Below are 25919 nucleotides of genomic sequence, written 5' to 3'. Positions count from 1 at the left end.
ATTTAGTATAACGAGCAATCATTACAAAATTGACTGAAAAAAATTAACAAAGTATCAACAAATTCTTAAGAATACTCAGGAGTAATGGGATGAAGTTAAAAAAACGCTTATATATTTCGAATATCATGATGATTTTACTACCAATTGTTTTTGTAGTGTTATCTGGTTATGTGATTTTTTTTACTGTCAATCGTCATTTTGGCCAAGAATTTTATCAACATTGGCGCGAAAATGCGACGTATTTTAAGATGACGGAATCGATTGAAGAATTAGGGAAACAAAAAAAAGCCACGAATGCCGTAGAACAATTAGAAGATATCTACAATCAAAAAGGATCAAAGCAAGTAGAAGTTTTTTATTTTGACAGAAATGATCAGTTAATTTGGCAGAGTGAAAAAGAGGTAGAGGCAATCGTTGAACAGGTACTTGCGCAAACTGCGTTACGTCAAGTTTCATTTGATCAGCGATTGATCGAAAAAATCCCCTTTCAGTCTGGAACAGTAGTCGTCGTCAACAATGCCTATCATGCCATGATCGAAAAGCAATTATTCGAACATAAAGAACTAGTTCAGAAATTGATTTTGATCGCTCTTTTGATTGCGTTGTGTTTAACGATTGTCGCATTGATTATTTTTGCTCGGATTATTTATCGTCCGATCCAAAAAGGATTATCCGTTTTAATCACAGGTGTCGATACCATTAGCCAAGGTGAGTTGGATTATCGTATCTCTTATCAAACAAAAGATGAATTTCAAGAAGCAATCGATGATTTTAACCAAATGGCTACACGTTTAGAAATTATGGTCGAACAGCAGCAACAATTATTAGAAAATCGTAAAGCTTTGATTGCGGGAATGTCGCATGATATTAGAACACCGTTAACGTCGATCAAAGCGTATGTCGAAGGATTAGAAAAAGGAGTTGCGCAAACCCCTGAACAATATGCACGTTATCTACAGATCATTACACAAAAAACAAATGAATTGAACCGCTTAGTGGATCAGTTGTTTTTATTTTCGAAATTGGATATTGGAGCAGAAACGGTTCACTATGAGGAAGTCGCACTTGACCAAGCATTAAAACATTATGTTACGGAACATAATCTAGAGTTTGAAAATAAAAAAATCAAGGTAGAACTAGACTTAGCTGCACCAAATGCGAACATTTGGATCGATCCACAGCAACTACGTAATATTTGGCTAAATCTATTTGATAATAGTTTTAAATACGCCAACACGGATGAACTGATTGTTATTTGTAAAACGAAACAGACTTCAACTAAAGTGATCATGACGATTGAGGATAATGGCCAAGGCGTCGCAGAAGATCAATTGTCTCAACTATTTGATGTCTTTTATCGAGGTGATCAAGCAAGGACCAATCCGGGTAAGGGAAGTGGAATTGGATTGGCGATGGTAAGAAAAATTATGGACTATACAAAAGGGACAGTTCGAGCCTATCTTACACCACAAGGAGGATTAGGGATTGAATTGGTATTTCCTTTAGCTTCAGTAGAGGAGGGAGAAGTTGATGGAACGGATTTTAATTATTGAAGATGATGAAGCAATTGCCATGATCGAAAAAGACTTTTTAGAAATCAATGGGTATGAGGTCACGATCGCTTTAGATGGTGAGATAGGTCTAAACTATGCTCAAACAAAACCATTTGACTTGATTATTTTAGATATTATGGTGCCAAAACTAGATGGATTAACTTTGATGAAACAATTACGACCAGTTTTAGCGATTCCCATTTTATTTGTAACTGCAAAAACAGAAGAGCTAGATCGCTTACGTGGCTTAGGCATTGGCGCAGACGATTATATTTGCAAACCTTTTTCGCCTACGGAATTGGTTGCGCGTGTCAAATCAAATTTAGCTACATATGAACGGATCAAACAACAATTTGATCATACACCAGTTCAAAATGAGTTAGTGATTGGTCCGATTCGCATCCAACCCCAGACGTATCGCTTGTGGGTATCCGATCGAGAAGTGACATTAAAACGCAAAGAATTTGAGTTATTGCTTTTTTTGATGGAACATGTCGATCAGGTACTAAGTAAAGAACAGCTATACGATCATATTTGGGGTGGCGATGCATTTGGAGATTTACGTACTGTAGTCGTTCATATCAATCGCTTACGTGAAAAAATCGAACAAGATCCGTCTACTCCCAAACATATCCAAACGGTTTGGGGCGCGGGGTATAAATTTATTCCTTAAATGAGAAAATTCTCACTTACGAGCGAATCGAATTATGTGCTAGACTAAATTCTGTTCGAAAAATCTCAAGGGGGAATGAAATAAGATGCCAACAAACAAAAAAGAAGGATTATTTTTTACAACGATGATGTGTGGGTTAATGGTGATTGGAATGAGTATTTATAATCTTTCGTTACATCAGGCCTTAACTTTAGAAAGTTTTGCTATTGGATTGATTCCAGCATTTGTATTTGCGTTTATCTTAGATGTATTCATCGTTGGGGTGGTCGCAAAAAAAATCGCCTTTTCGTTACCAATCTCAAAAGAAAAACCTATTTTCTTGATTTTAACGATTTCTACATTAATGATTATTGGAATGGTAACCTTTATGTCGGCTTTTGGTATCGTAATGAATGGTCAAACTACTCAATTCGTAAGTGTATATGGTCAAACCTGGCTATTGAATTTTATCGTAGCGTTACCTTATCAATTACTGATCGTAGGTCCAATCTCACGTTTTATGTTATCACGCATGCGTCCGGCATTAGCACAATAAAAAAAATTGTACCGACTCCCAGAAGTTAGACCAAAAATCTAATTTCTGGGAGTCGGTATTTTTATAGCAAAATATAGGTTTATTTTTTTATTTATTCAAGTATTCATACTTTTTAAAATAACGATTAAAAAATTAAAAATTATATAAAAAATGATTTTAAAATAACGTTAATAATTAGTTAAATTAATATGTTCATAATTGAGCATTTCAATAAAATGTGATAAATTTAGCTTAAAATAGAGCGTGGAAAACGAAAATATTATTTTGAATATAACATTTTTTTAATAGGGTATTAAACTATTTGATAGATAAAAATACAGAGTGTCTAACACTGTACATAATAGCTTACAAAATTGTTTGAAAAATACTAATGAGATGTTCGTGATTAACCCTATAGAAAAATTATACTAGTAATTAAGATAGTTATAGTTGGCAAGATAACGTTCTTATATAAAAAGGGGAGAGAAGAATGAATCTCAAACGAATTATTACGATAGTGCTATTAGTAGGTGTTATAGGAGTATTATTTGGATACGAACAAAAGGCGATGGCAGATATGCAATCTATTGAATCGATTGCAACGTTAGAACAAGCAGAAGTCGTCAAAGGTGGAGAAAAAAATTTAGATGACATTTCAGTGGGGATGCCGTTAGTGGTGACATTGACCTTTAAAGTAAAAGAAGAGACTATAGCAAATGGAGAGTACGGGTATAATTTACCTTCGCAATTAGAATTATTTGCATCTAGTCAATTAGAATTTCGTGACACACAAGATCATCTATTTGGAATACAAGAAACAATCAAGATGGGACAACAATTTATCGTACTCAATTTAACGGACACACAAAATTTAAAACCAGGGCAACTGATTCAGTTTCAAGTATTAGCGGCATTAAAGGATGGAACCCCCACAGGTGACGTGAATCTAGAATTTGGGCATGATTTGAACACGCTGATTCATGTCAAACCGGCAAATGGCGGTTTTTTTGAGCTAGAACAAGCTCAAGAAATTACCGAATTACGTAAAGCTCGAGCATTAACGTCAACGAATTGGGTAGCTGATACGAGCACCATGGCAGAATATTTTCGTGTGCTTGTAGACACAAATGCTGTAAGTAGACGAAATCCTTATTACAGCAGTTCAATCGAAGGCTCAGGATATCCTTATTATTTCTGGGGACTGAATAGCCGTGGACAATATCTTCCGAATCAGCTTGCGATGTGTGTCGATATTTTCCATCCAAAAATTACTGGATCTGGACAATGGGATTCGGACTTAGCACGATATATCGGTGAATCAGCTGCAAAAGACGTTGTCTATACGATGCATATGGGCGCAATCTTAGCTGAAAATGCTGGAATGAATACACCAACTAAAGCACAATATGGTGTACCAAAATTGTTTAATAACCGTACGATGAGTTCGACAAATGTAGACATGGCTCGTTTATACATGTTTCGTATGCAAACAATGGTTTGGCAAATTGCGGCATCAAACAATTTAAACACATCCCAGCGTTTAGTGATCCATGATAGTGATTTCACGCCACAGTACAATTTAAATGGTAATGGGTTTAGTGGAGGCTATTCCACTTTTAATTGGACTTGGCAAACTAAATATGCTCAAGCGAAAACAGATATTGAGAATTTAAAGAAAGCCTTTAAAGATTTAAGTTATCTGAAATTTGAAAATGAAACGCCGACAAGTTCTACAGTAGTTAAAAAAAATAATAAAGAAGTTCCTGTAGATACCTATACCGTAGAACAAAACAAAACATATACTATCAATGTACCAGTTGGTCAACAACTGTTTTTGCATACGATTGATGAAGCAACAGGATGGACGTCGACTTCTAAAAATCTTGATCTTGTAAATATTGAAACGATAAATCAGTCAAAAATTAACGGATCGTTTACTACTGTTAACATTACACCTAAAAAAGACTTTGATGGAAAACAAGTGGTGATTGGTTTTAAGAAAAATACGTCTGATTTTTGGAATGGGGATAATGGGAAAACCGGTTTGATCAGTAACTCGAATCCAAATCAGTATAAAGCAATCTTTACGATGCCAGAAGCATTAAGATTAGAAAAAGAGATTGTTTTAAATATGAAACCTGTGGAAAAAACGTCAATTGCAGGTGAGAAGAAATGGTTTGATGATAATCAAAATCGACCGAATCAAATTATAGTTGCATTATTAAAAAATGGGCAAGAAACGGGTCAAACAAAAGTCGTCACAGCTGCCAATAATTGGGCATATGAATTTACGGATTTAGTAAAATATGATGAAACTGGAAAAGAGTATCAATATACAGTGAAAGAAATCACCGTTCCAGGATATGAAAGTCATGTTAATGGAACAACCATTACCAATATTCAGTTGATTGCATTAAAAGGCGAGAAAAAATGGTACGATGATAATGGATATGGCCGTCCAGATCAAATCACTGTTCATCTATATCGTAAACTAAAAGGGAGCGCAGATGATCCTGTCGATACAAAACAAACAAAAGTCGTCACAGCTGCTAATAATTGGACCTATGAATTTACGAATCTACCAAAATATGATGAAACCGGAAAAGAATTCGAGTACAGTGTGAAAGAAGAAACGGTCCCTGGATACGAATCAGTAATTTCAAATGATTCACAAGTGATTTCTAATTATGCACAAACAGAAGTAGACGGAGAAAAAACTTGGGATGATGGTAACAATCAATATGCGACTCGACCAAAAGAAATTATCGTCCAATTGCTTCAAAACGACAAAGTGATAAAAGAGCAAACGGTTATGGCCGATCAACAAGGACATTGGTACTACAAATTTACCGAATTACCGATGTATGATCAAAAAACAAATCAAAAATATCGTTACAGTGTAAAAGAAAAAGAAGTTCCTACTCACTACGTCAGTTCAGCAGAACAAACGGCAATAAAAAATGGGAAAATTACGGCTAATTTACGGAATACCTATCATCCAGAAGGAGTATTACCCGAAACAGGTGGAGGTACGACAAAACGCTTAGCATTGATCATCGGAGCAAGTATTACAGTAGTTAGTTTGGGCATGATGAGTGTGTATTGGTATCAAAAAAAATATCACTAAAGAAAAAGAGGGTGTGACAGAAGTCTGTCATATCCTCTTTTTAAGCTTCAGTTAAGTTGTCTACGGTATAGTCGTTGTAGATCATATCTACAGGAGGGACTTTATGAAAAAAATCAAAACTTATCTTGTATCAACAGCTCTATTGACACTGCTTTTAGCCGGTTGTAGCGTACAAGGTACAACGAGCACATCGTCTTCGACAACGAAAACGAATACGACAACAGTATCTACAACAAATGATACGACTACAACGGAAAATACATTTTTTACGGATGATAGTGTCCACACGATTGCTATTGACGTGAACGATGATGATTATCAAGCGGCATTGACAGCCTACAAAGAAGATGGGAAAAAGAAATGGATCTCTGCTACAGTAACGATCGATGGACAAAAGTTTGAAAATGTCGGTATAAAATTAAAAGGCAATTCAACTTTACGCAATGCATTATCTAGCGGTCAAGGAATTAAGAATGGTGAAGTCACTACAGATTCTAATACAACATCAACAGTAAATCCAGAAGAATTACCTTGGATTATTCGTTTGGATAAATATGTCGATGGTCAAAGTTATTCTGGTCGTACCGATTTTGTGATTCGTGGGAATAATAGCGAAACGTCATTAAATGAAGCAGTAGCGCTATCTATGTTAAGTGATGCAGATATTCCAACAGAACAAAGTGCATTTACGAAAGTTTCTTTTAATGGTTCGACACAAGCTTTACGGTTGGTGATCGATACACCAGATGATGATTTATGGACAGAAGAACATTTCGGAACAAATGTTTTAGTCTATAAAGCAGATGCAGATGGTGATTATTCTTATCGAGGAGAAGATGCAAGTTCGTATACGGATGTGTTTGATCAAAAATATGGCGATGATGATATGACACCGATGATCAATTTCTTAAAATTTATCAATGAAGCAAGTGATGAAGACTTTGCAAATAAATTAGCGGATTATGTCGATGTCGATGAATTTGCGACTTATTTAGCAATGCAAGATATCGTAGGAAATGATGACGATATCGATGGACCAGGAAATAATGCTTACTGGGTTTATGATAAAGACACGAAAAAATTCCAAATTATTGCTTGGGATCAAAATCTGTCCTTTGGTGGGATGGGACAAAATGGACCCGGTGGCGGCGGTCAAATGGGACAAATGAATGATGATGATCAAGGGAATACTCAAATGGGTACACCGCCAGATGGAGCACCTAGTGGTCAAACAGCACCAAATGGGCAAACTCCTCCAGATCAAACAGATACTCAAACACAAACCGATGACCAAACAGATACCAAAACTCAACGTGGTGGTATGAATAAAGAAAATCCTTTGACTGAAAAATTTAGAGCAAATAGTACATTTGCTGCATTGATTGAAGAAAAGAAAACAGAATTAATTGCTTTACTAGTCACTAGTGGTGATGCAGCAAAAATCGTTTCAGAAGATCAAGCCTTATTAGAAAAAGAAGCGAGTGACCTTGTAGATCAAAGTACGATCCAAAGTGAAGCATCTTCAATTACGACGTATCTAACTTCATTAAAATAAGAAACATGGACAACAAATACTCTCCTCCAAAAATTATGGAGAGAGTATTTGTTGTCCACTTTTTTAATCAAATAATTGAACGCCTAAACCCACAAGTCCAGGACCTGTATGCACGACTAGTGCAGGAGAGATCGTTCCAAACAACACTTCTTTTGCCTCGGGAAAGGTCTCTTGTACAAGTGATCTCACCCATTCGCCTTCTTCCAAAGCATCTCCGTGAGCAACCGCGATTCGATAGTTTTTGTGTTGGCCAATATCTGCCTTTAAAAGTTTTAATAAATTTTCTAAGCTTTTTTTACGTCCACGCGTTTTTGCAACTGTGTAATAAATCCCATCTTCATTACAAGAAATTGTTGGATTCAAACGCAGTGCAGTTCCTACTATAGATGACACTAGCCCGATACGACCACCTTTTTGTAAATATTCTAAAGTGGCTACATTGAAATAAAGCGTTGTTTTACTTACTTCACGTTTTAGTTTATGTACGATATCGTTGAACGGAAGCTTCGCTTGAATCAATTCATAAGCATGAATCGCCTGCAAACCAGCACCGATCCCAATGTTTTTACTATCTAAAACAAACATTTCTAAATCACTGTCTTCTGCGAGTAAGCGCAAAATATTATAAGTCCCGCTTAAACCGCTAGAAATCGAGACAGCGATGATTTTATTGTATCCGTCTGATTTGATTTGGTCTAAGACAGCTAAAATCTGACCACCATCGGGTAAAGAGGTACTTGGGATTTCTTGAGATAATCGCGCGTATACTTCTTCTGGCGTGATGTCGATTTTATCTTTATATACCGCATCTTTATAAATGATTTGCAACGGGATTGTATACACACCTTCTTGATTTGTAATTTCTACAGGTACATCTGTTCCAGAATCTACTAAAACAGCAATTTTTTCATTTGTCACGTTGTAGCCACCTTCGTTAAATAAACTTTTTCTAGTTCAATCATTTTTTCTGCAAGTAATTTTCCGGCAAAGCTTCGCGCAGCTGCAGTAACCGCAATTAGTTCCAAAGGAATATCGGTCATAGAGGTGGAAAATTCACCTTGTATTTGCAGGCCGATGAGCTGGATTGCTTGTTCTTGTGTTTCGCAAAAAACATCATATGCTTGACGGATCCCAATTTTTTTTCCTTGAAATAAAATCCCGGTACGAATTTCTTCAATCGCCAATACTTGTTTTAATGACGTAATAGCAATTAAAAAAGCTAAGTGCTTACGATTGTATTTCTTTTTGACAGGGGGGGGGATAATTTTTTTTTTAACATAATTGTTTACCATAGCAGCTGTCAATAAAGGGTGTTTTTCTGTTTGAATTACTGGAGACAAATAATTGTCTACTAATTTGATTACTTGGTCCATATACAGTTCCAGATCTGGAAGTTCTTGCCATCTAGGTAAATGAAAAGTAGTTAACGTTTGAGCCCAAGTATATAGCTCTTCTTGCAACTGTTTCATGTAACGACTCCTTTACTTGTTTTTTAAAACGTAGTTATCTAGTTTTAAAAACTAGATAAATCATATCATAAATAAAATGAAATAGATAGTTTGGGAACTTTATCTCTTGTTTTTTTGTAATATTTGTTATTTTATAGTGAGGATAAATATTTATAAAATAATTTATAAATATATGTGAAATATATAAATAATCAATCGTTTTTTTTATAAAAAAAACATAAGAAAAAAACGAAAAAATAAATTATGTTTGTTATAATGCTAATATTGAAATGATAATAAGAGTTAAGTTAGTTTTTAAATAACTGGTATTTTTTGTGATATTGTAAACTTTTTTTACTTTTTCAGGAATTTTATTTTAAAAAAATAACATTATTTCTTATTACGTTTTTGTTAGATAGTATAACGAAAGTGTACGGGAAATCGATTAAATACTTTGCTAGTATTCGTTATACTTGAGGTACAAATAAATCATAACTACTGAAAAAAACTAGTAGGGAGTAGTGAAACGAGGGGGATCAGTATGAATGAATAAAGTCTACGTAAAAAAAACTTCTATAGAGGGAGCAAATATTCAAATAAAGGGGGAGAACTATCATGAAAGAGGAGAAGAATGATGAAGAGACGACTTAGCAAACTGCTGGTGGCTTCGTTTTTAAGCAGCTTTTTTATGATAGTCACCACACACGCTATTCGAGCAGAGACGATTCCTGAAATGGTCACGATGATCGTGCATGAAGATGAAAGCGATAGCGAACATACTATTTTAGGAAATAGGCCGGTTGCGTTGTATGATATTACATCAATGTATTTAGAAGCAAAACAAGCTGCAGATTTCGACGAAAAAAAGTTTAGTGAAAGTTTGTCCGATAAAGTGTTACTGAGTGATGAAGGATTGCCTGCACCGATCAAAACGGCAACGACAAATTCAGAGGGTGAATGCACATTTACGGTTCCGATGAAAAATGGCGAACATTTCGCAGTATATCTAGTCCGTGAAACAAGTCAGACTCAAACGAAAAAGGTACTACCGTCTGTCATTATTTTACCGATTCGATCAGTGGAAACAAATGAGATCTTAACAACGATCGATGTCTATCCAAAATTTATCGACGGCACGATCCCATCAAAACCTGTTACACCAACAGAACCGAGTACACCAGATAAACCATTTACGCCAACAGAACCAAGTACACCAGAAGAACCTTACGTACCGACAGAACCGAGTACACCGACCGACTATACACCAACGACTGAAGAATCATCGAAATTTGGGCGTTTTCCCAGTACAAATGAGCTGAAAACCAAGGCTTCATGGCTGGGGGCAAGTATAGTGTTATTCGCTGGACTATTGATTTTTATTAAAAAACGACAAACTAAAGGAGAAAAAAAATGAAGAAGAAAAAAAGAAATCTTTGGATGAGTATGATGTTGATGTTACCGATCGTAGCAGGTGTATTGACTGCGGGTAGCCATCAAATAAAAGCAGAAGAAAGTGAAAGTGATTCAGTTAACATTACGTTAAATAAAAAAGCATTCGATAAAATGCCAGATGAAGTTACGAATACTGGGGTAGCGATGCCAGAATTTGATAGTGCAAAACCGTTACCTGGTGTGACGTTCAAGGCATACAATGTAACTGCTGAGTACAATACAGCATATAAAGAGGCATTAGGTGGCGTTACAAGTCCAACAACTGAGCAACAAAAAGCAGCTGTTAGTCAAGCACAAACGACCGTTAGCAAGCAATATACAAACGAGTCATTACCGACAAGTGATGTTGTAGGAACAAAAGTGACAGATGCGGATGGTAAAGCGACATTTAGTGTTCCATCAAAAATTGGTGGACAATATCAAGCGTATATGTTCTTTGAAACAAATGCACCAGCCAATGTGAAAGAAACAGCAGCACCGATGTTAGTTGTATTACCTGTAGAATATGATGGATCAACATTAAACGATATTCAATTATATCCAAAAAATGTGATCAAACATGATTTTGACAAACAAATGGTAGGCCATGAAAAAGAAACAACTGAAAATGGTCTAGCTGTTGGTAAAAAAGGTGAATACACAGTTAAAGAAGATACTGGATATGCACAATCTGTCGGCGATAAAATTCAATACTATGTAGATTTCACTGTCCCAAATGGTATTGGCGAAAGCGTAGCATATGAAGATGGAACAAGAACGTTATATGATCGCTTAAATATCAGCGATAAAATGAACGTTGTCGGTACAACATTTAATCAAATCGATAAATTTACTATACCAAGTGAAGAAAATAAAGATATTACTGCTGATTTAACTGCTCACTATACCTTAACAAACGTTACAGGTCCAGTAATAGTGAATGGCAAATTAACACAAAAAGACCCATCAGGATTTACGATTGCATTTAACTTAAATAACAAAGTAAACGATGAAACTTCAAAAGCAACTGCACAAGCTTTAGCACCATATGCAGGTCAAACATTGCGCGTATACTACACGATTACAATCAATGAATTTGCAGTCCCAGATGTATACATGCAAAATGGTGCGACATACGAATTCAAAAAATCAAATGAAGAAGACAGTCATAAACAACAAGCAGAAGCACCTAAATTAATCGTCGGTGGAAAACATTTCAAAAAAATTGACGGCAGTTCAGAAAATGGTTTAGCTGGAGCTCAATTCGTTGTTCAATTAAACAAAGCGGTTAAAAATAACCAAGGTGAAATCGTTGGGAAACCAGGACAATTCATCCAATATACGAATGGACCAGCAGATAAAGTTAATGGATTAGGAACTGGAGACGCACAAACAACCTACAATCCAGCAACAGCTCAAGGTGTTCGTTATGTCGACAATCAATCTGAAGCAAGTATTATTGAATCTGGTGAAAAAGGAAACTTTGAAGTAAAAGGGTTACTATATGCTGAAGAGAATGCTTACGCCATGGTCGAAGTGAAAGCGCCAGAAGGTTATGTCATTGTAAAAGAAAGAACAGATTTCACAATTAATGAAGGAAGCTACGGAACAGAAAGCGACAATTTAGAAATCACAATTATCAACAATCATGAAGGATTCCTACCAGGTACTGGTGGTAACGGAATTTATGCTTACTTAGCAGTAGGGGCACTTGTTGTAGCCGCAGCAGGTTTCTGGTTTGTAAGATCTAGAAAAAACGAAGCACGATTTTAATCGATTGCGATAAATAAAATGGGGGGTAACACGTATGAAGCGCACAAGAAAAAGTTCTGGTCCAAAAAATCAGTTGTTTAGTCGATTGATGGTCTTAGGCTTACTTTTAATTGGACTGCTGATTATGTGTTACCCTTTTTATATTGATGCTGTCAATGGATACATCGATCAATATCGAATTGCAAAATTCGAAAAAGAGATGACAGCACGTAATTCAGAAACGGTTGCAGCACAAAAAAAGAAAATGGAAGAAAAAAATAAAGAAATTGCAAAAAATGGTTTAGTCGCGAATTCTGATCCATTTACAGATATCGCAGAAGATGAGATCACATCAAATGCGATGCGCAAAGAACATCTAATCGGTTCGATTAGTATTCCAAAAATCAAAGTAACAATTCCTTTATTTGATACGACCAATGACTTTTTACTTCAAGATGGCGCAACGGTTTTGGATGATTATTCAATGCCAACAGGCGGTGAAGATACGCATGCAGTCATTGCTGGTCACCGTGGATTAGCGCAACGAAAACTGTTTACGGATTTAGATAAAATCAAACTAGGCGATACTTTTGTCATCAATGTTTTAAATGATAATTTAGCTTATGAAGTCGACAACATTCAAGTCGTAAAACCAAATGATATCTCAGCGCTTGCGATTCAACCTCATCGTGATTTAGTCACTTTAGTTACCTGTACACCTTATATGATCAATAGTCACCGCTTGTTGATCACAGGTCATCGTGTTCCTTATACAGCGACGATCGCAAAAGAAGTAGCTAAAGGAAATCAGGGGATGAATTTGCAACGAATAATCATTTTAAGTGCCTTTGTCGTAGGAATCGTTACGATTTTTGGAACGATGGGATATATGATCTATCGAGCTCGTCAAACAACACGGACGATTACCATACGCTTAATGGTCAAAAACCAAGCCGGACAACCGCTTAAGAATGAGCAAGTGCTTTTATATCCGAAAAAAGGCAATCAACCGTTGACACAAAATGGTCGTCGAGTAATTCAAACAACGGATGAAAAAGGGATTGTTGAGTTTCAGTATTTAAAAGCAGATATTTATCGAGCAAAATTAGTCTATCATGAAGATGTAGAAGTATTCGTAGGAATCAAAAATAAAAAACAAAGGACGATCGAAGTCTATCAATCACAAGCGAAAAAAAATCAACAGCCTGTTGCAAAAGAATGTCAAATTTCACTTGTCTTGCCGATTTCTTCAGTTTTTGCTTAAGTAAAACACGTTCTATTTTAAATAGAATGTGTTTTTTATTTTAGTTCGAAAAGTTTTAGTTATGTAAAAAAAAATGAACTTTGAATTTTGTTATTTTTTGATAAAATAAAAGTATCAAAAGAGCATGAAACAATATTTATATAAATAACGCTTTATATTTTTGTTGTTTTTTTATTAGAAATCAAAACGGATAAATACTGACAACCGTTATTCAAAAAAATATCTTTTATTGTTTTTTTATCTAATAAAATGGATATCTTTTGGTATACCTCCCCAAAAAACCTATGAAAACAAGCAGAGCAATGGATGTTTCGTTAAAACCATCCGTTGCTCTGCTTGTTTCATTATGCATAATGATGCCACAATTTCTTAAAATCACGTATACTAGATAAAAATGAGTGGGAGGAAATGATGATGACATCCGTAATGTGGTTTCGTAAAGATTTGAGACTTTCAGATAATAAAGCATTAGCTAAAGCTTGCGAAGAGTCAGAAGAATTGATTTTATTTTTTCAATTGAATCCAAAACAATTTATTGAGGGGAGTCCAAATCATCAAGCTTTTTTTTCAAGTGTAGCCTATTTAAAGCAACAACTTGATCAACATCGCCATTTACATGTTCACTTTGGTGATCCTAAAACATCTTTTCAAGCCTTGTTAGATAAAGTGCCTACAATAACGGATATCTATTTTAATACAGATGAAACAGGATATGGAGCAAAACGCGATCAAGAAATGCGGATATTTTTCAAAGACAAAAACATTCAAGTCCATGAATGCTTAGATGGATATCTGCACGGAGCGGATGAAATTACTCGTAATGGCAACTACTATAAAGTGTATACACCGTATTATAAAAAATGGATCGAAGAAATCAAAGAATCACCCGTTACAGTTGACTTAAGTCAAACTACCGTAAAGAGTCAAATTATATTTGAACAAGAGGAAGCAAATTTTAAAACATTTTGCGAAAAACTACCTGCACTTGATGGACAGCCTTTAGGTGAAGACTATGCAAGAGAACGACTAAAGGAATTTGTCAAAGAAGATCTTGCCGTTTACGATCAGCAACGTGATATACCAGAAGCTGACCAGACGAGCCGGTTGTCGCGTCATTTACGAACCGGAGAAATTTCGATTCGTACGGTGTGGCATGAAGTACAAAAGGCATCAAATTCAACTGGAAAAGCAACATTTGAAAAAGAATTGTGTTGGCGTGATTTCTATCATATGATCTACAAAGCTTTTCCAAAACAAAAAGAAGAAAGTATTCAAGAAAATTATCGTTATGTCGAATGGGATAATAAGCGCGAATTTTTTAAACAATGGCAAGCTGGTCAAACGGGATTTCCAATCGTTGATGCTGCAATGCGTCAGTTAAATGAAACTGGATGGATGCATAACCGTTTGCGAATGATCACGGCTTCTTTTTTAACAAAAGATTTATTGATCGATTGGCGTTGGGGTGAAAAATATTTCGAACAAATGCTTGTTGACTATGATCCAGCAAGTAATATCGGTGGTTGGCAGTGGGCTGCTTCAACAGGAACCGATGCTGTTCCGTATTTTCGGATTTTTAATCCAACGACCCAATCAGAAAAATTTGATAAACAAGGAAACTTTATCCGCACGTTTGTACCAGAGTTAAAACAAGTGCCCAATAAATTTATTCATCAACCTGAAAATATGACGCAAACGCAACAAAAAGAATATGGAGTAAGACTTGGAGAGGACTATCCATTACCGATTGTGGACCATAAAGAACAGCGAAAACAAGCATTAGCAAAATATGAATTTAGTAAAGAACGTGCTCAGGAACAGGCATAAAACAAAAGACTTACAGCAATGTAAGTCTTTTGTTTTGTTTAATTCTTGACTTCAAAAACGGCTTCGATTACAATCATGTACAAGAGGTGACGAAATGTCACTTTTGAAGGAGCGAGTAAAATGCCAACACAAACTTTTTATAATTTACCTGATGAAAAACGTTCACTAATTGAAGAAAGTTTAATCGAATTATTTAACGAATTTCATATCAGCCAAGTGAAAGTAGCTCAAGTTGTTGAAGCGACAGGAATCTCACGAGCAGCCTTTTACAAATATTTTGTAAATCTTGAGGATGCACATCGTTATATCGTACAAAAATTTGCCAATAAGATCCATCATGATATTTTAGATGCAGTGATGGCCACGCCAGACGATATATTTTTTGGTTTAAAAGAATATTTGGTTTCAAGTTTGACATTAGACCGGATGAGTCAAGAATTTAAAGGATTACATTTATTGATCAAAGGAGAAACAACGACACTTTATAAACGACCGACTGTCGATGAAAGCAAACATTTTATTGGGCAATGGATGCGTCTGTTGCAGCAAAATAAATTTACGATTCAAACAACGGAAGAGGCACATGCATTTTTATTTTTTTTAATGGATTTAGTAACAGATTCGATTACAGCAGCAATTGTCAATGAATGGTCAAAAGAAGAACTAATTGCTGATTTTGATTTTCGTACAAAATGGCTCGTAAGCGGATTAAAATAAACTACTGGAGGAATAGATATGTTTTTAGCATTAAACGAAATTCGACACTCAAAATTGCGCTATACATTGGTAATCGGTGTAATGTTTTTGATTGCCTACTTAGTATTTTTCTTAACAGGGTTATCTTATGGATTAGCCCAGGAATTTCAAATGTCGATCGACAAATGGCAAGCAGATAATATCGTATTAACGAGTGTATCAAACGACAACTTAAATATGTCGATGATCACACAAAAAGAGTTTGATGGTATCGATGCAAAAGAAAAAGCAGGTTTGGTTCAAAAACCAGGGATTTTAGTTAAGGATTCCGATAAAGACGATAAAGTGAATGTTACTTTTTTTGGAATCGACAAAAAGGAATTTATTGCACCGAATATTATTGAAGGAAAAATGTTTGATGCAAAAAACGAAGCAGTAGCAGATGAAAGTGTTAAAAAACAATACAACATTGATTTAGGAGATACAGTCAGTGTAGCTGGTACAGATGAAAAAGTGAAAATTGTAGGATTTACCGATAAAGCAAGTTATTCTGCTTCTCCTGTTTTATATGTATCCTATGAGACAACGACTGGTCTTGGTGGTGCGCCAACTAAGAACAATCAACAAATGTATAACGCTGTAGTCACACGTGGTACGATCAGTGAGTTACCAAAAGGATTAGAAAAACTAACAATCCCAACATTTATCAATAAATTACCAGGTTATAATGCACAAGTATTAACATTTACCTTTATGATTGGCTTCTTGGTCGTAATTGCAGCAGTCGTGATCGGAATTTTCGTTTACGTATTGACGATGCAAAAAATCAATATTTTTGGTGTGATGAAGGCTCAAGGAATTTCAAGTGGCTATATCGCTCGCTCAGTGATTGCCCAAACATTCTTTTTAGCGCTAGTTGGGGTAGCTGTAGGCTTGCTTGCGACATTGGGTTCTGCATTATTGCTACCACAAGCAGTACCATTTCAAGTGAACGCGTTATTCTTTGCTGGAATCAGTGTACTAATGGTGGTCATTGCTATTTTGGGAGCAATTTTCTCAGTACGAACAATTGTTAAAATTGATCCATTGAAAGCGATTGGATAAGGAGGGAAATAACGTGAAAGCAATTGAATTAAAAAATATCACTAAATATTTTAAAGATGGAGATGAAACCATCGAAGCGTTGAAACCAACGAACTTTTCTGTAGATAAAGGAGAATTTGTAGCGATCATCGGCCCTTCTGGTTCAGGAAAAAGTACTTTTTTAACCATTACAGGTGGATTGCAATCACCATCAGAAGGTGAAGTCTTGATCAACGGACAACCGTTTAGTAACAAAAAAGAAAAAGAACGTGCGAAATTGCGCTTTGATGAAATTGGCTTTATTCTACAAGCCTCTAATTTAGTCCCATTTTTAACGGTGAAACAACAAATGAAGTTGGTTGATAAGGTGACACATGCGAAATCTAAATTAGATGTGGAACAACTTTTTGATCAATTAGGGGTCGCGAAATTAAAAAATAAATACCCAGAAGAACTTTCTGGAGGAGAACGTCAACGAATCGCGATCATTCGCGCTTTATACAATGATCCAACGATTATTTTAGCTGACGAACCGACTGCAAGTTTAGATACAGAAAAATCATATGAAGTCGTTAAAATTTTAGCAAAAGAAACGAAAGAAAAAAACAAAGCAACGATCATGGTAACGCATGATATTCGATTGGTCGATTTTTGCGATAAAGTGTACGTTATGAAAGATGGTGTATTAACGCAAAAAGATCACGTGAAAGCAGAGGAAGTTTAGGGGGATGAATCAATGAAAAAACTAATCAGAGTGAGCATGTCGTACATGATTATCGGATTATTTTTTGGAATATACTATCGAGAACTTACAAAGTGGTATGATTTTACTGGAAAAACTCAGTTAAGTACCTTGCATACACATACACTTGTATTGGGGATGTTTTTCTTCTTGATCGTGTTATTATTAGAAAATAATTTTCAGATTATGCAACACAAATGGTATAAACGATTTTATATTACGTATAATATTGGTTTAGGCATTACGTTATTACTGATGCTGATTCACGGAACGATGACTGTGATGGGAATGGATAGTTCCGCTGCAATCTCGGGTATTGCAGGATTGGGGCATATTATTATGACGATTGGCTTAGGATTTTTCTTTGCTGTTTTATTTGGTTCAATTAAAGAAGAACAACACGCTTCGTAAGCATGTTGTTCTTCTTTTTTTTAAAATCACATCATAAATAAAAAATAATCGTTATTTAATTGTAAGAAAAAAACCTCTGATTTTGAGCAAAATCGTAGGTTCTAAAAATAAGGTATGCTAAAATTTGCTTATCAAGTGATAAGGGGGAGGAAGAAATGTCACAATTTTTTAAATTGTTTCTAACAAGTGCAATTGTATTTTTAATTTTTGATCTATTTTGGCTGCTAGTTGTTTCAAAAAAAATGTATCAACATTTTATTGGGCAGTTAATGGGAGAAGTCAAACTCGCTCCAGCAGTTATTTTTTACGTACTTTATGTGATTGGGGTCGTCTTTTTTGTATTATTACCAGGTGTAGAAAAACAAAGTATTTTATACACGATTGGAGCAGGTGCTTTATTTGGACTAATTTGTTATGCAACCTATGATTTAACAAATCTAGCTACACTAAAAGATTGGCCTGTTAAAATGACGATCATCGATTTAGCTTGGGGAACAGGAGTAACCGCTATCACATCAGCTATCGTATATTTTATACAAGCGAATTTTTTTAAGGGAATGTGAAGGAAATGAATGAATCAGAACAGACGGATTTGCTTCAAGGGTTTTTAAATGGAGCACAAGAAGTTGTGAATAAAAAACGTGAATTAAATAAAATAAATGTTTTTCCAGTGGCAGATGGCGATACTGGAAGTAATTTAGCTGCGTTGATGCAGACGATTTTAGACCAAGTCTCTTTAAAAACGCAAACAGTCAAAGAAGGTTTAGAACTAGTTTCGGATGCCGCTATGATAGGCGCTAGAGGGAATTCAGGTATGATTTTTGCACAATACTTTTATGGCTTAAGTTCTAGTTATGATGCAACCTTGACTTTTGATCAAGCTTTCGTGAGCGCTGCTAAAGAAGCGTCTAAAAAAGCCTATCAAGCAGTTTTAGATCCAAAAGAAGGAACGATTTTATCCGTGATGCATGTTTGGTCTGAACAACTAGCACAAGAGATCGCCACTAAAGGCTCATTTAATGAAGCATTACGTGCTGCTCAACTCAAAACAAAAGAAGCGTTGGAACAAACGCAATTTCAAATGGCGATTTTGAAAAAAAATAAACTAGTGGATGCTGGTGCAAAAGGATTTTATTATTTTATTACGGGTCTAACGGATTATGTATGTAACGGAACTACCGTGCAAAATTTACCTGAATCGTTTGACCAACAGGACGTAATAGAAGAGCATTTACTAAGTGAATCTCCGACATATCGCTATTGTTCCGAATTTATTGTAAAAAATATTCACACATCTTTTGAGACATTTAAAGACATATTAGCCTCATTTGGTGATTCGCTAGTCATACTTGGGGATACAAAACAAGTCAAGATTCATATCCATACCAATGAACCAGCCAATCTAATGACGTATTTAGTAAGTAATGGACAAGTCACGTATCAAAAAGTAGATGATATGAAGCTTCAATACGAAATTGGGCAACATCCTAAGGCTAAAATTGCTATTGTAACGGACTCGATTGCGGATTTACCAAAAGGATTTGATTTGGAGCATCAAGTGCATATCTTACCGATGAATTTGCTAATTGATGATGAGACTTTTCTAGATAAATTGACAGTTGAGCCACATTATTTGCAACAAAAATTAGCGACAGCTTCTTCGATGAGTACGGCTCAACCTACAATTAAAACTGTTGATGCTTTACTTTCATTTTTAGAAGGAAAGTATCAACATGTTATTGTAATTAGCGTCTCATCAAAATTAAGTGGGACCTATCAATTGATTACGCAGCGTATTAAAGAAAAAAATCTAGATTCTGATTGGATTCAAGTAATCGATTCAAAATTAAATTCGATTGCACAAGGATTACTTGTAAAGCGAGCAGTTGAATTAGTAGAATCGGGACAGTCTTTCCATCAAATCGTTCAGGAACTCTCGTCGTTGAGCAAGCGTATTTTTATCTATGTTGCGGTTGCTGATTTAAATCCGATGATTCAATCGGGAAGAATTCCCCAATTCTTAGGAAAATTTGCGCAAACCCTTTCTGTTCATCCGATTGTGAGTTTAACAGATGAAGGTGAAGGAAAGTTGATTGGTGCCTCATTTAGTCAAAAACAAAGTATAAATAAAATTACGAAAAAAATAATGCATTATGCTAAAAATCAGCAGTTAGAAGAAGTTTATCTAACGCATGTGTTTAATGAGCCGGCAGCAAAACATTGGCAACAACAATTGTCTAGTCAATCGATTTTAGTAGAAGCAATCGTAGACAGTTCAGCAGCGATCGCGATTAGCGCGGGCCAATCTAGTTTAGCCGTGGCTGGAGTATTGAAGGAGGAAGAAATATGATGTATGGGATCGTGGCGTTCGCACTTTTGATCTATTTTATTTGCTGGTTTATTATCTCAAAAAGTAAACGTAAATATTCATTAGTCGATATTGCTTGGGGTGGTGGTTTTGTTGTAGTCGCATGGGTAGGACTTGTAGCGACAGATTTAATCACGATGCAACAATGGGCAGTCTTACTATTAGTTACACTATGGGGAGGACGTTTGTTTTCGCATTTGGCAAGACGAAATTGGAACAAGCCAGAAGATTATCGTTATGTCAATATGCGTAAACGTTGGGGAACCAAATATGTTGATATTAAAGCGTTCTTGAATGTTTTTGTCTTACAAGGTGTACTCTTATTTATTATTGCGTTACCAATTACCTTTACTTTTGCGAATCCAAATGAATCCTTTATGTGGTGGCAATGGTTTGGCGTCGTGATTTGGTTAATTGGGTTTATTTTTGAAGTCGGTGGCGATCGCCAATTAGAGCATTTTAAAAAAAATCCAAACAATAAAGGAAAATTACTGACTACAGGTTTTTGGTCTGTGACACGTCATCCTAATTATTTTGGAGAAGCACTTTGTTGGTGGGGAATCTTCTTAGTGTCTCTGACAGGATTGTCGACGCTTTGGTTAATCTTAAGTCCAATTTGTATTACGTTATTACTATTATTCGTATCCGGTGTGCCATTACTTGAAAAAAAATACCGCGATCGCGAAGATTTTAAAGAATATGCAGCACATACTGCAAAATTCTTTCCAATCATTGGGAAAAAAGGGCTATAGTATAGCCTTTTTTTTCTATCAAAAAAGGAGGAAAATCAATGTTTTTAGCATTAAATGAGATTAAACATTCAAAATTACGTTATACCTTAGTGATAGGCGTCATGTTTTTAATTGCCTATCTGGTCTTTTTTTTAACTGGACTGGCTTACGGATTAGCACAAGAAAACCGCATGGGAATTGATAAATGGCAAGCAGATGACATTTTATTGTCCAGTGAAGCGAATGATAATTTAAATATGTCGATGATTGATCCAAAAGATTTTGACAAAGTAGAGGTCGATAAAAAAGCTGAATTATCTCAACTTTCAGGTATTGTATACCGTAAAGGAGATAAAGATGAAAAAGAAAATGTCAGTTTCTTTGGGATTGATACAGCTCAATTTATTACACCAGAAATTACAGAAGGAAAATTATTTACTAAGGACAATGAAGTCGTTGCAGATGAAAGCTTAAAAACGAACTCCAACTATAAAATAGGCGATACGATCATTTTAGCCACTAATGATGAAAAATTAACCATTACTGGTTTTACCAAAAATGCTAAATTTAATGTCGCCCCTATTTTATATACCAACCTTGAAACGGTTCATCAGTTGAAATATGGAGAGCGCGCAAAGATGCAACCGATGAAATTAAATGCGATTGTAACGAAAGGCGAAATCAAAGAAAAACCAGATAGTTTACAAAGTTTGACCATTGGCACATTTATCAATAAATTACCAGGGTATAACGCACAGGTGTTGACGTTTGGATTTATGATCGGCTTTTTAGTAGTTATAGCAGCAGTCGTGATTGGAATCTTTATTTATGTATTAACGATGCAAAAAACGGCGATCTTTGGCGTTATGAAAGCACAAGGGATTTCTAGTGGATATATCGCACGTTCGGTTATTGCACAAACGTTCTTTTTAGCTGTAGTCGGTGTAGGAATTGGCTTACTTGCCACGATTGGCTCAGGTTTAGTTTTACCAGAAGCTGTACCCTTTCAAAGTAATGCATTATTCTTTGCTGCAGTTAGTGTCATGATGATTGTTGTGGCGATCATCGGTGCATTCTTTTCAGTACGAACCATTGTCAAAATTGATCCATTAAAAGCGATTAGTTAGGAGGAGAAAACATGAGTGCAATTGAAATGAAACAAGTGACCAAGCAATTTCAAGATGGGGATGAAACGATCCAAGCGTTAAAAGAAACAAATTTTTCAGTTGAAAAAGGAGAATTTGTGGCAATTATCGGACCTTCTGGATCTGGAAAAAGTACGTTTTTAACCATTATTGGTGGCTTGCAAACACCTACAACTGGAGAAGTTTTGATCAACGGACAACCTTTTAGTCAAAAAAAGGAAAAACAACGAGCTGCACTACGGTTTAAAGAAATTGGCTTTATTTTACAAGCCTCTAATCTAGTTCCGTTTTTAACCGTCAAAGATCAGTTGAAGTTAGTCGATAAAGTCACAAAACAAAAACCACGAGCGGTAGGACAAGAGCTATTTTCACAACTAGGAGTTGACAAACTAACATCGAAATATCCAGAAGAATTATCTGGTGGTGAGCGTCAACGAATCGCAATCATCCGAGCGTTGTATCATGATCCGACAATCATTTTAGCGGACGAACCGACTGCGAGCTTAGATACTGAAAAAGCCTATGAAGTAGTAAAGATTTTAGCAAAAGAAACAAAAGAGAAAAATAAAGCAACAATAATGGTAACTCATGATCTCCGTTTAGTCGAATATTGTGATAAAGTATATATAATGAAAGATGGAATTTTAAGCGAAAAAAAAAGAAAAGTCAGGTGAGTAGTACATGAAAAAAATTATTGTTGTTGGAGCAGGTGTAGCAGGATTAAGTGCAGCCGTTCGGTTACAAAATTTAGGATATGACGTGCATTTATATGAAAAAGATGTCAAACCAGGCGGCAAGATGAACCAAATCGATAAAGACGGCTTTCGTTTTGATGTAGGTCCTACGATCGTGATGATGCCAGAAATCTATCGTGAAGTATTTGAAGTCTGTGGTAAAGATCCCGATGAGTATATTCCAATGGAAAAAGTCGACCCAATGCTAGAACTTTTTTTTGCTAACGATGATCCATTGCTGTTTTCAAGTGACTTAACCAAATTAACCAAAACATTAGAAGATATTTCAGAAGAAGATGCGCAAGGATATTTTGCTTTCTTAGCGGATATCTATAAACGGTATTTAGTTGCTAAAGAACATTTCATTACAAAGTCTTTTCGCGGACCGTTAGATTTTTATAATCCAAAATCATTATGGGCTGGAATCAAGTTACGTACATTCAGTGATGCGTATTCGTCTATTTCAAAATTTGTAAAAGATGATCGCTTGCGTAAATCACTTGCATTTCAAACCTTGTATATTGGGGTATCTCCTTACCAAGGACCATCCCTTTATACCATTATTCCGATGATCGAACTATTTTATGGTGTGCATTTTATGAAAGGTGGCATGTACACGTTAGCCAAATCTTTAGATCGTTTGTTTAAAGAGTTAGGGGGTACAGCACATTACGGTACACCAGTTGATGAAATTGTGATTGAAAACAAAATGACTAAAGGAATTCGAATTGGTCAAGAAATGATTAAAGCAGATGCAGTCGTTTGTGGAGCAGATTTTCCATATGCCATGAAACATTTGATTCCAGATGAAAAAAAACGTGGGAAATACAGTGATAAAAAAATCGATAAAATGGAATATTCATGCTCTTGCTTCTTGATGTATCTAGGATTAGATAAAGCCTATCCTGGTGAAACGCTACACAGTATTTATTTTGCTGAAGATTTTGAACGCAATGTTAGTGATTTGTTTGAAGATGGTGTACTTCCTGAAGATCCTTCATTTTATCTATACCGTCCAACTTTACTAGACAAAGATTTAGCACCTGAAGGAAAAGAAGGACTTTATGTGTTGATTCCTGTGCCAGAATTATCTAAATATCATGATTGGTCAGATCAGGCCATTCAAGTATACCGTGATAAAGTCGTAAAATTGATTCAAGAAAAAACACAATTTACCGATTTAGATGAACACATTGTATTCGAGAAATACTATACACCCGATAAATTCAAACAACAGTTCAACGCTTATAATGGCGCGACTTTTGGGTTAAAACCGATTTTATCGCAAAGTAATTATTATCGTCCTCATAATAAATTTGATTATGCAGAAAATCTCTATTTCTGTGGAAGTAGTACCCATCCTGGAGCGGGAGTGCCGATCGTCATGCAAAGTGCAAAACTTGCAGTAGAGGAGCTGGTCAAAGATGATCAATAAACAAATCTATACTTTTTCTTCTCAGCAAGCTGATTTTGCAGTTTGCGAGAAGAGTATCAAGAAACATTCGAAAACATTTTATTTTGCATTCTCACAATTGCCTAAAGAACAAGCGCAAAGTATCTTTGCTATTTATGCATTTTGTCGTACAGCAGATGATATCGTGGATCTAACAAAAAATTCAGATGAACTTGCGCGGTTGTATGAAAAATTAGAAGCATTTGAACAAGGTGAAATTCCAGACGAACCGATTTTTAGAGCATTAGCCGTTGTATTTGATCATTACGAGATGGAGATCCAACCCTTTTATGACATGCTAAATGGTCAAGCAAAAGATCTTGAATTTAAACAACCGAATACGTTGGCTGATTTACAAGAATATGCTTATTATGTTGCAGGAAGCGTCGGTTTGATGTTATTGCCGATCTTATCAAAACATGCACCCGAAATTCAAGAACCAGCTAAAAAATTAGGGGAAGCGATGCAAATTACGAATATTTTACGCGATATTGGAGAAGACTATCGAATGGGTCGTATCTATTTACCAAAAGAAATGATGGCGCAATTTCATGTATGTAATGCAGACTTAGGCGCAGATAGGCCCAATTCGCAATTAATCGAATTATGGGAATATCTAGCACAAATCGCTGAGCAAGCATACGACGAGTCTTTAGATATGTTACCTTTAATCGAGCCTGCTGCGCGTAAACCACTTTATCTAGCTGCAGTCGTTTACAGAGAGATCTTAACGGAAATCCGTACGCATCAGTATCAAATGTTGACCAAACGTCAAGCTGTCGGCCGTATTCGTAAATTGGAATTATTTCATCAGGCAACGAAAGAGTTACACCAGCTAACTGCAGGTGGAGCGAATGTATGAAGAGATTTTAGATGTTGCAGAGCAATTATTTATGACACAAGGATACCGAGCGACGTCGACACGACAGATTACGGAGAAATTAGGTGTTACACAGCCAACCTTGTATTATCATTTTAAGAAAAAAGAAGACATCTATTATCATGTCATGTTGCGTCTTTCTGAAACAGTCGAGACAGAGTTGCGAAAGATTGCGACTAACCCCAACTATACAGTTGAAGAAAAAATTTTACATATGGCGTTATTCTTACAGCAAAAGCATCCGTTTAATTTATTTGTTATGATGCATGATATCCAGCATACGTTATCTAAAGAAATGTCTCAAAAATTGTATCAATTATGGATAAAATCGTATAGAGCACCATTTATCGAATTATTTGAACAAAATCAATTTCATTTAAAAAATGAAATTGATCCATCATTTGCAGTTAGTCAATTATTTATTTTAATCGCTTCTTATTTAGAAACACCGAATCGGCAAGTCGATTTGTCCAAAAGTGTCCATGTGTTTTTATATGGTGTAATTGAAGAGAAAGTGGAGTAAAAAAGGAGA

23 protein-coding genes are annotated in these 25919 nt (G+C 35.6%); 21 read left to right on the top strand and 2 right to left on the bottom strand.

The features are described from left to right. Positions 1 to 89 precede the first annotated feature (89 nt). From I573_RS10620 to I573_RS10600, 5 genes are all read left to right on the top strand, one after another. A complete protein-coding gene (locus I573_RS10620; RefSeq protein WP_016186384.1) occupies positions 90 to 1553 on the top strand; it encodes an ATP-binding protein in 1464 nt (487 codons plus the stop codon). Further along, on the top strand, positions 1531 to 2226 hold the full coding sequence (locus I573_RS10615) for a response regulator transcription factor (RefSeq protein WP_016186385.1): 696 nt from the start codon (positions 1531 to 1533) through the stop codon (positions 2224 to 2226). The genes I573_RS10620 and I573_RS10615 overlap by 23 nt, the downstream gene beginning before the upstream one ends. An 85-nt stretch (positions 2227 to 2311) precedes the next feature. After that, complete coding sequence (locus I573_RS10610) at positions 2312 to 2761, top strand: DUF2798 domain-containing protein (RefSeq protein ID WP_016186386.1); 450 nt, start codon at positions 2312 to 2314, stop codon at positions 2759 to 2761. A 469-nt stretch (positions 2762 to 3230) separates the two neighbouring features. Beyond that, positions 3231 to 5867, top strand: coding sequence for a Cna B-type domain-containing protein (locus tag I573_RS10605; protein ID WP_016186387.1), 2637 nt, complete (start codon positions 3231 to 3233; stop codon positions 5865 to 5867). Positions 5868 to 5970: 103 nt separating this feature from the next. Continuing rightward, a complete protein-coding gene (locus I573_RS10600; RefSeq protein WP_016186388.1) occupies positions 5971 to 7422 on the top strand; it encodes a CotH kinase family protein in 1452 nt (483 codons plus the stop codon). A 63-nt stretch (positions 7423 to 7485) separates the two neighbouring features. Here I573_RS10600 and I573_RS10595 read toward each other — a convergent pair whose 3' ends face one another. Beyond that, the gene (locus I573_RS10595; protein ID WP_016186389.1) at positions 7486 to 8340 is read right to left on the bottom strand and encodes a DegV family protein; all 855 of its coding nucleotides are present in this window, start codon (positions 8338 to 8340) and stop codon (positions 7486 to 7488) included. Next, the gene (locus I573_RS10590) at positions 8337 to 8891 is read right to left on the bottom strand and encodes a DUF1836 domain-containing protein (RefSeq protein WP_016186390.1); all 555 of its coding nucleotides are present in this window, start codon (positions 8889 to 8891) and stop codon (positions 8337 to 8339) included. Before I573_RS10590 ends, I573_RS10595 begins: the two co-directional genes overlap by 4 nt. A gap of 667 nt (positions 8892 to 9558) precedes the next feature. Here I573_RS10590 and I573_RS10585 point away from each other — a divergent pair. From I573_RS10585 to I573_RS10510, 16 genes are all read left to right on the top strand, one after another. Next, the gene (locus I573_RS10585) at positions 9559 to 10284 is read left to right on the top strand and encodes a pilin N-terminal domain-containing protein (RefSeq protein ID WP_245555084.1); all 726 of its coding nucleotides are present in this window, start codon (positions 9559 to 9561) and stop codon (positions 10282 to 10284) included. Beyond that, positions 10281 to 12074 (top strand): SpaH/EbpB family LPXTG-anchored major pilin, encoded by a 1794-nt coding sequence (locus I573_RS10580; protein ID WP_016186393.1) that lies wholly within the window; start codon positions 10281 to 10283, stop codon positions 12072 to 12074. Before I573_RS10585 ends, I573_RS10580 begins: the two co-directional genes overlap by 4 nt. 34 nt (positions 12075 to 12108) lie before the next feature. Then, a complete protein-coding gene (locus I573_RS10575; RefSeq protein ID WP_016186394.1) occupies positions 12109 to 13317 on the top strand; it encodes a class C sortase in 1209 nt (402 codons plus the stop codon). Positions 13318 to 13731: 414 nt separating this feature from the next. Then, positions 13732 to 15144 (top strand): cryptochrome/photolyase family protein, encoded by a 1413-nt coding sequence (locus tag I573_RS10570; protein WP_211213412.1) that lies wholly within the window; start codon positions 13732 to 13734, stop codon positions 15142 to 15144. A gap of 120 nt (positions 15145 to 15264) precedes the next feature. After that, positions 15265 to 15861 carry a TetR/AcrR family transcriptional regulator gene (locus I573_RS10565; RefSeq protein WP_016186396.1) on the top strand — a complete coding sequence of 199 codons (597 nt, stop codon included), beginning with the start codon at positions 15265 to 15267 and terminating at the stop codon, positions 15859 to 15861. 18 nt (positions 15862 to 15879) lie between these two features. Continuing rightward, on the top strand, positions 15880 to 16944 hold the full coding sequence (locus I573_RS10560) for an ABC transporter permease (protein ID WP_016186397.1): 1065 nt from the start codon (positions 15880 to 15882) through the stop codon (positions 16942 to 16944). A 13-nt stretch (positions 16945 to 16957) separates the two neighbouring features. Further along, positions 16958 to 17647 (top strand): ABC transporter ATP-binding protein, encoded by a 690-nt coding sequence (locus I573_RS10555; RefSeq protein ID WP_016186398.1) that lies wholly within the window; start codon positions 16958 to 16960, stop codon positions 17645 to 17647. Positions 17648 to 17659: 12 nt separating this feature from the next. Next, positions 17660 to 18076, top strand: a complete 417-nt coding sequence (locus tag I573_RS10550; RefSeq protein WP_016186399.1) for a DUF2871 domain-containing protein — start codon at positions 17660 to 17662, stop codon at positions 18074 to 18076. Positions 18077 to 18231: 155 nt separating this feature from the next. Beyond that, entirely contained in the window at positions 18232 to 18639 is a 408-nt protein-coding gene (locus tag I573_RS10545; protein WP_016186400.1) for a DUF2177 family protein, read from the top strand. A 5-nt stretch (positions 18640 to 18644) separates the two neighbouring features. Beyond that, positions 18645 to 20426: a DegV family protein gene (locus tag I573_RS10540; protein WP_016186401.1), complete on the top strand. Its 1782-nt coding sequence runs from the start codon at positions 18645 to 18647 to the stop codon at positions 20424 to 20426. Further along, positions 20423 to 21196 carry a DUF1295 domain-containing protein gene (locus I573_RS10535; RefSeq protein ID WP_016186402.1) on the top strand — a complete coding sequence of 258 codons (774 nt, stop codon included), beginning with the start codon at positions 20423 to 20425 and terminating at the stop codon, positions 21194 to 21196. Before I573_RS10540 ends, I573_RS10535 begins: the two co-directional genes overlap by 4 nt. A gap of 38 nt (positions 21197 to 21234) precedes the next feature. Continuing rightward, positions 21235 to 22302 (top strand): ABC transporter permease, encoded by a 1068-nt coding sequence (locus I573_RS10530; protein ID WP_016186403.1) that lies wholly within the window; start codon positions 21235 to 21237, stop codon positions 22300 to 22302. 11 nt (positions 22303 to 22313) lie between these two features. Continuing rightward, entirely contained in the window at positions 22314 to 22994 is a 681-nt protein-coding gene (locus I573_RS10525) for an ABC transporter ATP-binding protein (RefSeq protein ID WP_016186404.1), read from the top strand. 7 nt (positions 22995 to 23001) lie between these two features. Further along, a complete protein-coding gene (locus I573_RS10520; RefSeq protein WP_016186405.1) occupies positions 23002 to 24489 on the top strand; it encodes a phytoene desaturase family protein in 1488 nt (495 codons plus the stop codon). Next, positions 24479 to 25369 carry a phytoene/squalene synthase family protein gene (locus I573_RS10515; protein WP_016186406.1) on the top strand — a complete coding sequence of 297 codons (891 nt, stop codon included), beginning with the start codon at positions 24479 to 24481 and terminating at the stop codon, positions 25367 to 25369. Before I573_RS10520 ends, I573_RS10515 begins: the two co-directional genes overlap by 11 nt. Beyond that, on the top strand, positions 25362 to 25910 hold the full coding sequence (locus I573_RS10510) for a TetR/AcrR family transcriptional regulator (protein WP_016186407.1): 549 nt from the start codon (positions 25362 to 25364) through the stop codon (positions 25908 to 25910). The genes I573_RS10515 and I573_RS10510 overlap by 8 nt, the downstream gene beginning before the upstream one ends. Positions 25911 to 25919 lie beyond the last annotated feature (9 nt).

This window comes from Enterococcus sulfureus ATCC 49903 (assembly GCF_000407605.1).
Taxonomy (GTDB): Bacteria; Bacillota; Bacilli; order Lactobacillales; family Enterococcaceae; genus Enterococcus_G; species Enterococcus_G sulfureus.
The sequence above is the reverse complement of the archived record's forward strand: the minus strand, read 5'-3'. Positions and strand labels throughout refer to the sequence as shown.